Here is a 12,368-nt window from a genome sequence, read left to right on the forward strand (position 1 = left end):
CATCCCCTTGGAGCAAGTTAACTTTCAGGGGGCCATCATGCTTCTCGCAATCAACGATCCTGCAGTTCAATCCGCTTTGATAAATGCATTTGCAGCTGTCACCAGTACTGTCCTGGCTGCTGCCTCGGCCGCTCTGATCGGAAAGAAATTTTCGGACCGAAAAAAACTGGAGCAGTCCTTGGAGCTGTGTCAGAAGGACGTCGAATTCTTACTCCAGGTGGAGGCAGAGCATGTCGAGCTCCACAAGGAGCGGGGTGACAAATCCAACAAGCTGAAGGTCCGTGAGAGAGTTAGGGATCTCGGCTTCTCGTTCTCAGGCAAATTCACACCAGGTCGGCTGCGGCAGGCCCGGCAGAGCTGATCGAGATGTGTCCACCCATCAACCCAGCCAGGCTATGCCTGGCTTTTTTGTGCCTGCCGATTACAGACCCGCGTTACGCATCTCCAGGGGCTAGGTCTACCGCAAGAAGGCCTATGGGATTTCTCAACGACCGCCCCAGGTCCTTTCAGGAGTAACAGATGTCCAAAACGCACAAAAAACCTTGGTGGAGCCCGATCGCTCACTTCGGAGCCCATGGCTTCGTCGGTACTATCATCTTCTTGATCATCATGGTGCCAGCAGTCTTGCTCAACCATTTGGTCCAATACTTGGCTAAGTTTGGGATAAGCGATTTCACCTTGCTAATTCTCGGGCTTCTCGAACATGCCATTGTGCTTGTAGATGCTGGTCTTTTCTTCGTCTTTATTTGCATTGGGGCAGCCCGGGCAATCAAGGAGTTTGCTGAATGAATCAATCATTTGGGTCTGAGTTCGCTAACGCTGCAAGGCAGGCACCACGAATCTTCTTCGCGCCATTGATGGGGGCTGTAGCTGCCATCAAAGATGAGTTCAGGCGCGTGAAGTACGGTGCAGACCAAAACAGCAAGCCGCTGCAATCCAAATAAACGCTCAGCAGAGCTACCTATAAAGTAACGCTAAATCCGACCCACCATCCTAGATGGTGGGTCTTTTTTTTGGTTCTGATTTTCGGTGCCGCCGTGTCCTCCCAGGCGCTGCTTGCGGGCAATGAGCGGCAAGAGGCTGGCAGATTTGCACCGACTCTATAGCCGTATGCGTACGCGTTATGTATTCTTGTACCTGGTAATTTCTTGGAACCGATAGGAGCGTTCAATTTGGCCAACACACTCGAATTCGAGGTCGGCGCCGGCTACGAGGTGGCCAACCCACCCAAGCTTGCTGTTGGTGACGATCAGCACCACCAGCTCTCTCGTTTTTTCACTGTGCTGGCCACCGACGAGCACGGGGTGTCGGTGTATGACGGGTGGTACGGTGAGGGTTTTTCGAGCTTGCATCTCCCGCATGATGTCCTTGCGCAGCTTGACGTGACGAGGCTGCCGTCCCGAGGTGAGGCCGGAGCTGCGGACTTGGCCAACGCTATCGCTACCTCAGCCGCCGCTGCCATCGAGCGCCGTGACCAGGTGAAGGAGCACGGTGCTGCTGAGCAAAGCGTGCACGCCTCGCAACGATTCTTCGTGCAGTTCTTCTCCGGCCAGATCAGGGGGCTCGCCTCCAAAGGGCTGATAAACCCAGACCTTGCAGTTCAGATGATCAGCCTGTCGACCGGGGTGGAGCTTACTGTCGGTGAATAGTCGAGGGCGATTCTTCTCTCTGCGCATCGCTATAGCTGCCGTTGCCACTGTCTGCGCTGTTGCTGCTGTCGGCCTGATCCTGTTCAAACCTTGGGCCCAGCGTGGCTTCGAGGTAGCAGCAGCTAAGCCGGTGGGGCGGTACTGCCTGATCAAGCCAGGTGAGCACCGGACCCATTGCGAGGGCGAGGATACCGGCCCCAGGGACCCAGTATTAGCAGCCATCAAAACCATGTCTCAACAAGGGGGGCGGCCGTGATGCCACCTCTCGCCAGTCAAATCGTACTACCTGTTCTGTATCCAACCCAACCTGAGGAACCGCTATGACAATCACTACCGACATGCTCGCTCGTATCGCCGTTGTGGTGCTGGCCGTAATCATTTCGATCGCTATCAACCGCCGCAAAGCTCTTTTCACTGTGAAAAACGCCTCTGGCCCTGAGCAGGTCCAGGCCATTCAGGGCTTTGCTGACCGTTCGCTGCGCGATGTCAATATCCTGATCTGGCTGTGCTCGGCCCTCTGCGCAGCCGCACTGGCCGTGTGTTTCTACTCGATCTTCATCCCGCTGTAAGCCTGTCCTGGTCGATGGCCAAGGCCTCGGTTCATATCTGTGAACTGAGGCCTTTTTTGTGGCGGCATCATGACATCGAATGGCTAGAAGTATTTTGATTCATCCAGTATTATGCGTACGTGTTATAAATCAAATCTAGGAGCTTGAGATGCAGCAAATCCAATTCTGGGCCATGCGGACGTTGAACATTGTTGGCCAAGTGCCGGCAGCCTTAGCACTCGCGGCTTTCGTGTTTGTGTGGGCAAAGATTGGCCACATCACCCCCACACTCGCTTTCGTGCTGATCGCGGTCCTGGTGATGGCAGTGCTCTTCGTACAGCTGATGAAAATGGCCGATCGTAAAAAAGCCAAAGCTGAGCAGGCTCGTGCTGGCGCCGGTCTGCGCTGAGCTGCACCATGTCTGCCAGCCTGACGCAAATCACTCGGTGCCGTCCGTATGTGCGAAGCCTGATCGATACCGGCTTCTACAGCGAGATTCCGATGCATCGCGGGGTGGTTGAGCGCGTGGAGCTCGCAGGTGGCTATACCGTGGAGCTGAGCCTTTCAGGGGATGTATTTGATGGCTCTGCGGTGTGTGAAGTGCGACTGGTTACAGCCTGGCTCCTATTGAAGTCAGAGGCTGTTCCGGTCGCTATCCTGGACGGGGTTTTGTTGTCCAGTGGAGAGGGGAAGCGATACTCCTTGGCTGATGCTTGCGATCTGGTCAGCGAGGCCGTCCAGGCGCTGGTTCACGAGCTGGTCAGGACCTGCCATCAGGACTTCGGCGCTGTGCTGGAAGCTGGCAGCGTCTTTGTTATAACCCGGCTGGAAGTTCGCGATAAATTCAGGTCGTCAGAGCTGAGTCAGTCTATCGTCGAAGTTTCATGTACCTGGCTTCGTTCGAAATGCCGGTTGGCGCTTCTTACCCTGCAGCCGTTTCCTCTCCAATACGAAAATACTGCACCCGTTCTAGGCAGCCGGCATTACGAGCCATACTGGCGAGCCCTTAGTGCGGACGTGGAAAAGCTCTCTTCATATTACAGCTATCACTTTGATTGTATCGCTGCGTCACTTGAGTCAACTCTGTTGATCAAGCCGCTGAGCGGATACAAATGCGCGCTAAGCCGGGCAGGGTGGTCGTTCATAGCCGCGGAGTAAACATGCTCGCTACACAGAAGCAGCCTAAAGGCGTGAAGTACAATATCCAACTCCTCATGAACGGATGGGTGGTTGCAGCGCTCTTGTGGACGGTTGGATCCTTAATTGAATTCCTCCTGGAGAAGTTCAAAGTCACCCCTGCCTACAGCTACGGCTTCTGGGTCAAGGTGGTTGGCTGGGCAGTGGGCGGTATCTTTTTTGCTCTGTTCATAAGCCGCTTGGCTATCTATCGTTACCATAAAAAGATGGGCAAATACTTATGAGCCTGTTTTTGATCGGAGTTGGCTTGACCGTAGCTGCTCCGGCGCTCTGTCGCAAAAAGTATCAGGCCCACGGGCCAGCCTGGATTTACTCCCTAGGGTGCGCCGCCGCGGTGCTCGGCCCCTACATTTTGCTTTGCACATTTTTGGACATGGCGACATTGCTCGCGACTGCAGCAGTCCTTGGCCTGCCGTTCTGGGTCTATGAACGGTATCGGGGAGCTAGGGGCCGGCATCACTACACGCAAGGCGTGGTGGCCTTTCTGGTGGAGTTGACGCCTGTTGCCGTTTTCCTGCTCCTATTCCGATCCTTTGTCGCCGAACCATACCTTGTTCCGTCGTCATCGATGCGCCCCACGCTTGGGGTGGGGAGTGTCGTTGTAGTCGATAAGTTCACCTACGGGATGAGATTGCCATTCGTTCCGAAGCCAATCACGCAAGGTCGACCCCCGAAATTTGGCGATGTTCTGGTTTTCCGATTCCCACTCGATCCGTCTAAGCCTTACATCAAGCGTGTGGTGGGAGTGCCAGGTGACCACATCACTTATCAAGGCGGTGTATTGGCCATTAATAATGTACCGGCGGTACATGTGGGCGAGAAGCCATATGCTTACGAAGATGAAGCTAGCGGGAAGCTCAAGCAGGTCGATTATGCGCTGGAGAATATTCACGACTTACAAATCGGCACGATCAAAGACCCTGGTATCAGTGACTTTGGTGTAAGTACTGATTTTCCTGCTATTCCCGGTTGTGAGAGAAATCTGTCAGGCTTGGCATGTACTGTTCCTGCCGATTCTTATTTCGTACTGGGTGACAATCGACCCAATAGCCTGGACAGCCGTTACTGGGGGTTTGTCACGGATAAGGAAATCATAGGTCGTGCCATTTTTGATCTTGATTTCACTAGCGGCAAATTGGATATAAGCCGAGTAACTCGCTGATTCGCAACCAAGGAGCGCCTGTCATGGACCGACGCAAGAATACAACGCCGTGTTTCTCATTACCTGCTTGTAAGGCAACGCAAGGCCTTGCACCCACCTTTCAGGAGAGAAACGCATGAACTTCCATAACACAGCAATCAAATACGCCCAACTCGCAGCAGCTGCAGTCGATTCCCGCGGTCACCTGCTGCACCAGGTGGGATCGTACCCTGCAGGAACGGTACGTGACGCTGAGCTCGCTGAGCTTGAGCAAGCGTATCGATCGACAGTCATCGCCGAGGTGGTGAGCTCCAGTGAACTGAAGGCCACGGCCCACGTCGTGTTGTCCCAGGACGACGAGGAGTCTGGTGCGGATGCAGAGGTGATCGGTATCTGCTTTGACTCCGCTTCGGCAGAAGGTCTTGCCGACGAGGCTGCATCCGAAATGGCTAAACGCATCAATCAGTTGCTGGCCAATGACATGGGCGCCGATTTCGAACCTGTTTCGGTCACGCAGACTGGCCAGGAGCGTATCGTCTCCAATTCCGATGTCGGTATTCTGGGTGCTATACGCATCAAGACTGCTTCGGTAAGCATCGAGGGCAACGGTTTCGGACTGCATACCGTTACCTCGCCAATCATCCCGCATGGGATGGCCAGTTTGTAAACCAGCTGTATGCCCGGGCCAAGTGCCCGGGTTTTTTTTGCGCTCGGAAGTATGGGTTCCATGGGGTCGCACGTGGCGTTGTGCTGATCTATGCTCATCCAGTATTATCAGTACACGTTACGTATCGATAGGGCTCTAGTCATGGATAGCCGTTCCTCACACTCTCTGATCATTCGCGTCGTGGTTGCTCTTGTCGTCGTAGTCATGGGCCTGCTGGCTACCATGGCTGTTGGCGCCGGCCTGGTGGAGATCTCCCCCAAGCTGATTTTCAAGGGAGTATTCCTTTGCCTTGTCGGTGGAGCGCTGCTCCTCATCATTCGCGCCTACGTGGCCGCTCCTGTGGAGCTGGATGACCAGGCTGCTGCAGATGCTAACGGAAGCAAATAGATGTTCGACCTTCATGAAGGGGGCAGCAGTCCCGAAGCGTCAGCCAATATGAGCTCTCGCAATCTCTTTTTCGAATCGGCGGATAGCGGTTTGAGCAATGTTGCCTGGGCCCAGCTGATGGACCAGTTCCGCGACGAGCAGGGCTGGGCGGATACCCGGCTTAGCAAAGAAATTGGCATCAGCATCTCCATGATCCGCCAATGCCGAGTGCACATGCGCCCCTTGCCGCCTCCAGCGCGCATACGCACGCTGGGCGCGATGGGTGTGGAGGTGACCTTGTCGACTCTGCTCGCAGCATTGCCAGAGCCAATTCGAGAGGCAGTGGAGGCGGCCAATCAACAGTCACAGGTGGTCCGCGAGACATTGGTGTATGGTTTCTTCGATCGCCTGGACGCCGGCGGATCACCAGACCTGGTCAGTGCCTTCTTCGATGGTTTGGCAGCGATCTCGGGGCTGAGTGACAGTGAGCAAGCGTCCCGTATCGGCCTGTCCCTGGAGGATTTCATTCAGATCCGCACAGGGCGTAGACCCATCCCGTTTCGTGTCAAGATGGCTATCTCTGGTGCCTACACGTCCAAGGAGCTTGGTCCCCTGATCCTATCGCTGCTGCCGGCGGCCTAGGAAAGGGGAATTTTCACAGCATTCGCTAACGCCAATATTATACATACGTGTTATGCTTCGGAAAGATTCTGGCGGTTGTCGCCGGTGCATTTTCTGGAGGTGTCTATGGCGGCTCACATTACTGCTCCAACCAAGTGCCTTTGTGGGCATGTTGATCTGTTCAGCTTTTCCTCTCCGGGGATGGGCGGGCGCCGGCAGGATCGCCTCTACGCCAATAGCACTCTCTGCGGGGATTGTAGCGCCCATATCCGCGACCTGGTGAAGCCCCAAGCAAAGGGCTTCTATCAGATCAGCTTGCCCCAGCTGGTGGGCCACACTCGTGCAGTTTCCTGGGCCAATTCGCTCCGCCTGGGCCATATACGCTCTCTCGGTCCGATCATGGCTCACCTGAAGGGCAGGACTGATCCAGTGGCGGTTGCGGCGCTGGCCGTCTTCGAGATGCTCTTCAAGATCACTGATGCTCAGTACTGGATCGGTGGCAAGGAGCACGCATTTGGCGCTGGCCACTGGGTGGTTTCGGAGATCGAGCATTTGATGCGCAAGCGTGACCTTTCCATGCACGAGAACTCCCGATCAGCCTATTGCTACTGGAAGGCAATCAATCCCGCAGTCATCCACCAAGCCCGGCAGGAAGCGTCTGCGCTTCTGTCATCGACTCCAGTGTCGACGGGTGAATCGCCGGCAGTCCAACCATTCCAAGCACAACCCCCAGCGGACAGCACTTCGGTGTTCCTCTGATCGGTGCCTCAGGTGAATTCGTGCAAGTAGAGAACTCAATAGCGCACCAAGACTCAGGAGCGTTTCCAGGGCCAGCTCCATCCGACACCCCTTGCTGCGCGGTAGTAAGGGGGGCGGTTCAATGCGCTGGATATGGCTTCCTGGCGAGCCAGGGGGCCATTATTGGCCATAACGAGATGACCCCTTGCCCTGCATGCAATACCGTGTTGTTTCTGGCCAACGCGAAGAACCAGGCCTCTGCGCCTGCAGGCGCAGCCGGCAGCGACATGGCAACAGAAGAGATCTGGCTGGATGCGCTCCGGGTAGCTCATCGGGAGAACCCCGGTGGCGTGCACGCGGCCTTGGAAGAGGTCGGTGAGGTGCAAGTCCGGGTACTGGTGCCTGATCGATCGGCCGTTGTTGTTCGTATTTACAACGCCCCCTACCAGCTCAGTGAGACAGAGCTCGATGATGCGGCCGTCGACGCCATCGCGCTCAGCATGAAGGTGAAGATGGCCAGGAGCCGGGCGAAAGGCCGTGCTGGCTGGAATGAAGGCGATACATGCCCTGCTGATTTCCTATCGAGAGAACTGCGCGAGCACGTCGAGAAAGGAGACCCGCTCGATGTCGCTATCTACGCGATGATGTTGCACCTACGCGGGGAGGTCATCTCTCCAGCAGATTGCGCCACTCACGCATCAACCCAAAACGACCCTGTTTGAGTAAGCCCCCATGATCAGACTGACAAAACTGGCCATCTTCGCCATCGCGGCATTCGGCGCTTGCAGTGCCTCTGCTGTCGAGCTTGTGCTTTCTTCCAATGCCAATGAAATCCCTCAGGACCTGGTCAAGGAGACGATTTCATCCCACTTGCCAGAGCAGATTGTGAAGTTGGATGGCGGCTACAAGCTTTACGCCTACCTGGAAACGGCCGACTATCAACCAGGTGAGCGGCCGTGCAATCCGGAACGTCATTAACTGTTAGATACAATTTTTGCGTGCAAATTCAGCAATTTAGTATCTCTAATTATTTTCTAAACCACTTAGATGCTTTCGTAGCTCTACCACCTTCGGATCAGCAGCTTTAGCCCGTAACACGCGATTCTCCGAAGCTAGAACTTCATTAATAGAGGAAAGTTTTGCTATTTGAACTTTCAACATTTCAATCTCATCGCGGTACCCGGCAGATTTTTTGCGTTCACGAACTAAATCGTGGTGCTTGTCATCCCGCATACTTCTACTAGATCGCCCCTGGGCGTCGCGAATTGTCTCTGCAATAGTCGGATAATGGTTGTGAATCAAGGCAGTTGATACGCCTGCTTCACGAGCTACAGCAGCAATGGAAACCTTCGTTTCACCTGTGTGAGCACGGCCGTTCTGGATACGATACAGGGCGAGCTTCAATTCTTTCTCGCGTACATCTGCTGGCTTATGCTTAGATACCGTAGGGTTCGACTTCATGATGTAAAGCCCTCTGGTGAGATACCCAGCTGCACTAAAACATCTATGCAACGGTTTAAGTCGCGCTTGACGCGCAGACGTCCGCCTTCACCAATGTCGTGGCAGTCCAGAAGCTCTTTAAGATTGGTGTAGAGAGATTTATACAGTTCAACATGTTCACTTCCAATAACAGCGTTGCTGCAGTTGCTACAGCGGGTTCGTTCCTGATTATTTCCAATGCAATCAATGTTGTCTGCTGTGCACCACGCATGACCGTTGCTTCGAATGGAGGTGCTTTCGGAAATTGATTTAAGCATGCCAGAACGATCTTTGAATATGAGCAGGTTCTGGGGGTCGCGTTGCCATCGTTTCAATGATACGCCATATCCACCACCTAGATTTTCATTTTGCAGCCAACTATCAACCACCTGAGTCTTGAGGTTGCTTAGCTCCGAGCGAACTTCTTCATATAGCTCTAGATCAAGGTGTTGGCCCCAGCTGTCGTCCATGGCATATCCTAGTGTCATGTCCATAGACCAGTGCGCGTAATGTTCCTTCAAGTATCGCAAATCCCCAAACTTGCTGTGTGCTGCGTAGTTTGCAAACTTGCGGCGGAACTGGTGGCTGGCTAAATTCCAGTCCACTCCACAGGTTTTTGCGAATTCTTTAAGGCCGGTACCCAGAGACATCGTAGAAAGCGTTCTAACCTTGTTGCCTTGCTTGGGATTTGAACCGAGAAATAACGCATTGCGATGCCTTTGTGCTTCGACTATCTCTGGGTCTAATGGATGATTTCGACGCCGACACACAATCTCATCATGGATCATAGCCCTTAAGGGATTGCTCCAGCGCTCCATTAGGCGTAAAGCTCGAACGGCAACCTCAGGGATCATCCAGCTGATAATGCCTGCGCCCGTTTTTTCTGACTTAGAACGCATCCAGTGGAAAATATTTCCTTCATCGTCACGAGTATGATGGTGTGAACCTAACTGCAAATTCGCAATCTCGTGATGTCGACAACCCGACGTGCTGGCTAAAATTATGTAAGATGCAGTTCGCAACTCTACTAGTGCACTATTGAACTCTTGCAGCCCACCGCACCATCCGTGGTTCTCAAGGAAAAGATTTTTACGTTTGATTATGGTCGTAAACCACCTGTTATTCCGATCCATTTCGAGTGAGGAAAATGCGTCCCGAAGATCAAGTAATTCATGACCCCGTTCCAGGCACTCATGAGCCTTTTGAAATAGCTTACAGAAGATATCGTCTGGAATTAGCGGAGTCTTACCACCTTGCTTATAATGAGCTCCACTCCCATTAAGCCCTACCATGCTCATTGCTGAAGTATCAGGCCAAGGGTGTTGGAGAATTGGCTGATCTGTGCACTGACTAAGCTCATGAAGAGCTTCAATCGCTTGAAAGCGACCGCATAGAGTTCCTTGAGACAATGGTTTATTTGATTTACCAACTTGTCGATGTGCTTTGCATAGCTCTACATAGGAATTGCAAACCATGGGAGTGATCGCCCCCAAATTCGTAATGTTCAGTCGTTCCAGGTAAAGAAGAAATGGCATCACGCAAGAAAAAAACTGCCGTACCATACCGCCTTTGGGGCGCACAAAACCAAGGCGACCACGCCGCATATATCGGTATATAATTGCCTTCATTACTGCCCGGAAAGCTACAGGCACTCGTGCAAAGCTAATACGCTTACTCCCGGCAGGCACATTGCTCGGTATGCCTTCCAGTTGCCAAACATCGTCGCAGTAACGACTCACTATGACCCATTGATCCTCGACTTGGATCGCGCTAATGATGATTGCGTTGCATTCGGCTTCAGTTAGACCATTTATATCAGCCGGTCTCGATGCGAGTAGCACTGAGCGCTGCTCTGAGATGGTCGTTTCGTTCATGTGAAGACCTCCAGAGTGCTAATCAGATCTACCGACCAGAAAGGGTGAGGATTTGTACGAGCTTGTTGGCGGGCCGACTCGACGTCCTTCGCCTTGAAGGCGCCTCTTCGCAACCCTTCGGCCACAATATAGCTGTCAATCAATCTTGGGATGTGAGCGAACTCACGCTCCCAGCGACGCTTGGCCATTCTCGCACGCTCACCTAAAACCCGATAATAAAAGCTGAAAAGTTTAAACAAATCCTCAGATGTTACGGCGTAATGTTCACACCTCAAACAATTCATGAAATTCATGCATGTCGCGCCCTCCCGCCTCGGAGCATACTGCCCATTAATCGGGTCAGAGCACAGTCCTACTGGTGTAGCTTTGTGAGTGGCTCCTATGCGGTTAGTGAGCAACTCTTCAACTAAGATCTCACCCATGAATCGCCACCGCTGGCGGGCCTCTGCACTTGGTGCCAGATAATTGCGGTCTGCAACCTGCAAGGTGTTGCCAAGCGCTGCAGCGGTTACTGCGATGTTTCCACTTGTCATTTCGAAGATACGGTTAGCGAAGGTCTTTCGTAACCGGGAAATATTGATGCGTAAGGGGTTTCCATCGCTCCCTAATAGGTTGCTGCTAGATACAAAAGAGTGTGTTGCTTGTGAAAGCATACCCATAGTCAATACAGTTATCTTTCCGCTATTACTACTGCCGCGAGATCGAAATAGCCATACACGACCTTTCAGCTCATCAGGGGCATCCGCATTTAAGTCTTTGGTAAGATCCATCACACGCCTGATGAGTCGCTCAACACTGGCAGATACCGTCGGCGTTGAATCTAACTCGGACTCTAGCTCCTGTTTATTGAGTAGCACGCGACTGTATTTGTGGCCACGACGCTTCCAGAGCACCAAAAAGAATTTGTCATCCTTGGGATGTGGTTGTAGGGCATCGAAATTCATTTCCAATAATGGGGTAGTATTTCGCCCAGTGTGCAGCGCGATCACTAGCACTGCAAGTGCGAGAATTTCAGCAGTGACTACTACGTCGTTATCCCATATCGGTTTCACTGCCCTGCGCAATGCTTCCGAAAAAGCTTTGCGCTCTAAACTTGATAGCGCTGTTTCACTTTTGTATTTTCTACTATTGTTTGGGAACGGATTGCGCGGAAAAGTCGCAAAGTCTCCTTGAGGAATTAGGTTAAACAACTTCCTGCGGCCGAGTGCAGCCAGGACTGGTTTGACAAGGGAGTATCGCAAGCGCTGATGAGTACATGCCAGTCCCATACCGGCAATATGGGCGAGATAGCCATCAACTAAATCCCTAGTAATGTCGTTTAGGCTCAGCTCTCGCTCAAAGGCTTTTGCCCTCAATAGGCAATAGTCTAAGAAGTATCGCAGTCCTCCTGAACAATAACTTGTCACCGTTGCAATGGAGTACTCTTTATCTTGTCCTTCTAGAAATCGCTCAATCTGACGATGGCAGGCGTAGGTGATCGAATCTATAGATGCGCCATACCATCTTGCGAAGTCAAAGCTTCTATAATTTGTAGCATTTCGTCCAAAGTTGACTTTGGTGCATGCTGGAGGGACTGCATCAGGCAATATTCGTACGTTGCCAGCGGCACGTATGTGCTTTACCTCAGGAATAGAGAGGTTAGTCTTATGGAAGATCTTGCGCTTGGTCATCAGGTTTGCCCAATGCGATCAGTTCGTCGTCATAAGCCAGAACAGCATCATCAGCCATTTCGTTTACAAGATGGAGATACATCATCGTTGTGTTAAGTGAGGTGTGCCCCAGTTGTCTCTGGAGGAAAACCAAAGGATCTACACCGCACAAAGGATCTCGTTGCAAACTAAGCAATGTAAGCGTGGCATATGTATGACGAAGCATATGCGTGTGAACCTTCATTCCCGCATTCTTACCGATATTGCTGATAATTCGATTCAGGCTTTTCCCGTCTTCACCAAATGCATTCCCTTCACGGTTGAGAAAGAGTGCTCTTTGTGAGGTTTTGCTCAGGTGGGCCCGCTCTCCCCGCACCTTCAGTACGTATCGGTACAGCTCTGACATCAAATTGCGGCTTATATAGACACTCCGCGTCTT

General features: G+C 52.6%; 19 protein-coding genes. 15 read left to right on the forward strand and 4 right to left on the reverse strand.

The window, feature by feature from the left end:
• The first annotated feature begins 37 nt into the window (after positions 1–37).
• The 15 genes from APH44_RS25855 (at position 38) to APH44_RS25920 (ending at position 7,905) form a co-directional block, all read left to right on the forward strand.
• Positions 38–361 (forward strand): hypothetical protein, encoded by a 324-nt coding sequence (locus APH44_RS25855; protein ID WP_041925835.1) that lies wholly within the window; start codon positions 38–40, stop codon positions 359–361.
• A 158-nt stretch (positions 362–519) separates the two neighbouring features.
• Positions 520–789, forward strand: a complete 270-nt coding sequence (locus APH44_RS25860) for a hypothetical protein (RefSeq protein ID WP_023383712.1) — start codon at positions 520–522, stop codon at positions 787–789.
• A complete protein-coding gene (locus APH44_RS30160) occupies positions 786–944 on the forward strand; it encodes a hypothetical protein (RefSeq protein ID WP_023383713.1) in 159 nt (52 codons plus the stop codon). The genes APH44_RS25860 and APH44_RS30160 overlap by 4 nt, the downstream gene beginning before the upstream one ends.
• 228 nt (positions 945–1,172) lie before the next feature.
• The gene (locus APH44_RS25865) at positions 1,173–1,649 is read left to right on the forward strand and encodes a hypothetical protein (protein WP_023383714.1); all 477 of its coding nucleotides are present in this window, start codon (positions 1,173–1,175) and stop codon (positions 1,647–1,649) included.
• A 320-nt stretch (positions 1,650–1,969) separates the two neighbouring features.
• Positions 1,970–2,218 (forward strand): hypothetical protein, encoded by a 249-nt coding sequence (locus APH44_RS25870; RefSeq protein ID WP_023383715.1) that lies wholly within the window; start codon positions 1,970–1,972, stop codon positions 2,216–2,218.
• 148 nt (positions 2,219–2,366) lie between these two features.
• The gene (locus tag APH44_RS25875) at positions 2,367–2,606 is read left to right on the forward strand and encodes a hypothetical protein (protein WP_023383716.1); all 240 of its coding nucleotides are present in this window, start codon (positions 2,367–2,369) and stop codon (positions 2,604–2,606) included.
• 8 nt (positions 2,607–2,614) lie between these two features.
• Positions 2,615–3,355 carry a hypothetical protein gene (locus tag APH44_RS25880; protein ID WP_023383717.1) on the forward strand — a complete coding sequence of 247 codons (741 nt, stop codon included), beginning with the start codon at positions 2,615–2,617 and terminating at the stop codon, positions 3,353–3,355.
• A 2-nt stretch (positions 3,356–3,357) separates the two neighbouring features.
• A complete protein-coding gene (locus APH44_RS25885) occupies positions 3,358–3,618 on the forward strand; it encodes a hypothetical protein (RefSeq protein WP_023383718.1) in 261 nt (86 codons plus the stop codon).
• Positions 3,615–4,556, forward strand: a complete 942-nt coding sequence (gene lepB, locus APH44_RS25890; protein WP_023383719.1) for a signal peptidase I — start codon at positions 3,615–3,617, stop codon at positions 4,554–4,556. The genes APH44_RS25885 and lepB overlap by 4 nt, the downstream gene beginning before the upstream one ends.
• A 115-nt stretch (positions 4,557–4,671) precedes the next feature.
• Positions 4,672–5,202, forward strand: a complete 531-nt coding sequence (locus APH44_RS25895) for a hypothetical protein (RefSeq protein WP_023383720.1) — start codon at positions 4,672–4,674, stop codon at positions 5,200–5,202.
• 141 nt (positions 5,203–5,343) lie between these two features.
• A complete protein-coding gene (locus APH44_RS25900) occupies positions 5,344–5,589 on the forward strand; it encodes a hypothetical protein (protein ID WP_135002420.1) in 246 nt (81 codons plus the stop codon).
• Entirely contained in the window at positions 5,590–6,210 is a 621-nt protein-coding gene (locus APH44_RS25905) for a hypothetical protein (RefSeq protein ID WP_054895178.1), read from the forward strand.
• Between the two features lie 105 nt (positions 6,211–6,315).
• On the forward strand, positions 6,316–6,948 hold the full coding sequence (locus APH44_RS25910) for a hypothetical protein (RefSeq protein WP_023383723.1): 633 nt from the start codon (positions 6,316–6,318) through the stop codon (positions 6,946–6,948).
• A 203-nt stretch (positions 6,949–7,151) separates the two neighbouring features.
• Entirely contained in the window at positions 7,152–7,649 is a 498-nt protein-coding gene (locus APH44_RS30245; RefSeq protein ID WP_054895179.1) for a hypothetical protein, read from the forward strand.
• 10 nt (positions 7,650–7,659) lie between these two features.
• Positions 7,660–7,905, forward strand: coding sequence for a hypothetical protein (locus tag APH44_RS25920; protein WP_177342486.1), 246 nt, complete (start codon positions 7,660–7,662; stop codon positions 7,903–7,905).
• A 45-nt stretch (positions 7,906–7,950) separates the two neighbouring features.
• On the opposite strand, the gene APH44_RS29505 is transcribed toward APH44_RS25920, so the two are convergent.
• The 4 genes from APH44_RS29505 to APH44_RS29520 form a co-directional block, all read right to left on the reverse strand.
• Positions 7,951–8,388 carry a TetR family transcriptional regulator gene (locus APH44_RS29505; protein WP_082430665.1) on the reverse strand — a complete coding sequence of 146 codons (438 nt, stop codon included), beginning with the start codon at positions 8,386–8,388 and terminating at the stop codon, positions 7,951–7,953.
• Entirely contained in the window at positions 8,385–10,280 is a 1,896-nt protein-coding gene (locus APH44_RS29510; RefSeq protein WP_082430666.1) for an integrase, read from the reverse strand. The genes APH44_RS29505 and APH44_RS29510 overlap by 4 nt, the downstream gene beginning before the upstream one ends.
• Positions 10,277–11,950, reverse strand: a complete 1,674-nt coding sequence (locus APH44_RS29515; RefSeq protein WP_082430667.1) for a hypothetical protein — start codon at positions 11,948–11,950, stop codon at positions 10,277–10,279. Before APH44_RS29515 ends, APH44_RS29510 begins: the two co-directional genes overlap by 4 nt.
• Positions 11,925–12,368, reverse strand: a 444-nt coding sequence (locus APH44_RS29520) for a site-specific integrase (RefSeq protein WP_156343795.1), incomplete at its 5' end; no start/stop codon positions are given. The genes APH44_RS29515 and APH44_RS29520, both read right to left, overlap by 26 nt.

Source organism: Pseudomonas sp. NBRC 111143 (assembly GCF_001320965.1).
In the GTDB taxonomy this organism is placed as follows: Bacteria; Pseudomonadota; Gammaproteobacteria; order Pseudomonadales; family Pseudomonadaceae; genus Aquipseudomonas; species Aquipseudomonas machongensis.

Excerpts from the sequence above, each read along its gene's own strand:
- APH44_RS25920 (WP_177342486.1), top strand. The coding sequence starts at position 7,660 with ATGATCAGACTGACAAAACTGGCCATCTTCGCCATCGCGGCATTCGGC.
- APH44_RS25895 (WP_023383720.1), top strand. The coding sequence starts at position 4,672 with ATGAACTTCCATAACACAGCAATCAAATACGCCCAACTCGCAGCAGCT.
- APH44_RS25910 (WP_023383723.1), top strand. The coding sequence starts at position 6,316 with ATGGCGGCTCACATTACTGCTCCAACCAAGTGCCTTTGTGGGCATGTT.
- APH44_RS25885 (WP_023383718.1), top strand. The coding sequence starts at position 3,358 with ATGCTCGCTACACAGAAGCAGCCTAAAGGCGTGAAGTACAATATCCAA.
- APH44_RS25900 (WP_135002420.1), top strand. The coding sequence starts at position 5,344 with ATGGATAGCCGTTCCTCACACTCTCTGATCATTCGCGTCGTGGTTGCT.
- APH44_RS29505 (WP_082430665.1), bottom strand. The coding sequence starts at position 8,388 with ATGAAGTCGAACCCTACGGTATCTAAGCATAAGCCAGCAGATGTACGC.
- APH44_RS25860 (WP_023383712.1), top strand. The coding sequence starts at position 520 with ATGTCCAAAACGCACAAAAAACCTTGGTGGAGCCCGATCGCTCACTTC.
- APH44_RS25855 (WP_041925835.1), top strand. The coding sequence starts at position 38 with ATGCTTCTCGCAATCAACGATCCTGCAGTTCAATCCGCTTTGATAAAT.
- APH44_RS25880 (WP_023383717.1), top strand. The coding sequence starts at position 2,615 with ATGTCTGCCAGCCTGACGCAAATCACTCGGTGCCGTCCGTATGTGCGA.
- APH44_RS29515 (WP_082430667.1), bottom strand. The coding sequence starts at position 11,950 with ATGACCAAGCGCAAGATCTTCCATAAGACTAACCTCTCTATTCCTGAG.
- APH44_RS30160 (WP_023383713.1), top strand. The coding sequence starts at position 786 with ATGAATCAATCATTTGGGTCTGAGTTCGCTAACGCTGCAAGGCAGGCA.
- APH44_RS25905 (WP_054895178.1), top strand. The coding sequence starts at position 5,590 with ATGTTCGACCTTCATGAAGGGGGCAGCAGTCCCGAAGCGTCAGCCAAT.
- APH44_RS25875 (WP_023383716.1), top strand. The coding sequence starts at position 2,367 with ATGCAGCAAATCCAATTCTGGGCCATGCGGACGTTGAACATTGTTGGC.
- lepB (WP_023383719.1), top strand. The coding sequence starts at position 3,615 with ATGAGCCTGTTTTTGATCGGAGTTGGCTTGACCGTAGCTGCTCCGGCG.
- APH44_RS25870 (WP_023383715.1), top strand. The coding sequence starts at position 1,970 with ATGACAATCACTACCGACATGCTCGCTCGTATCGCCGTTGTGGTGCTG.
- APH44_RS29510 (WP_082430666.1), bottom strand. The coding sequence starts at position 10,280 with ATGAACGAAACGACCATCTCAGAGCAGCGCTCAGTGCTACTCGCATCG.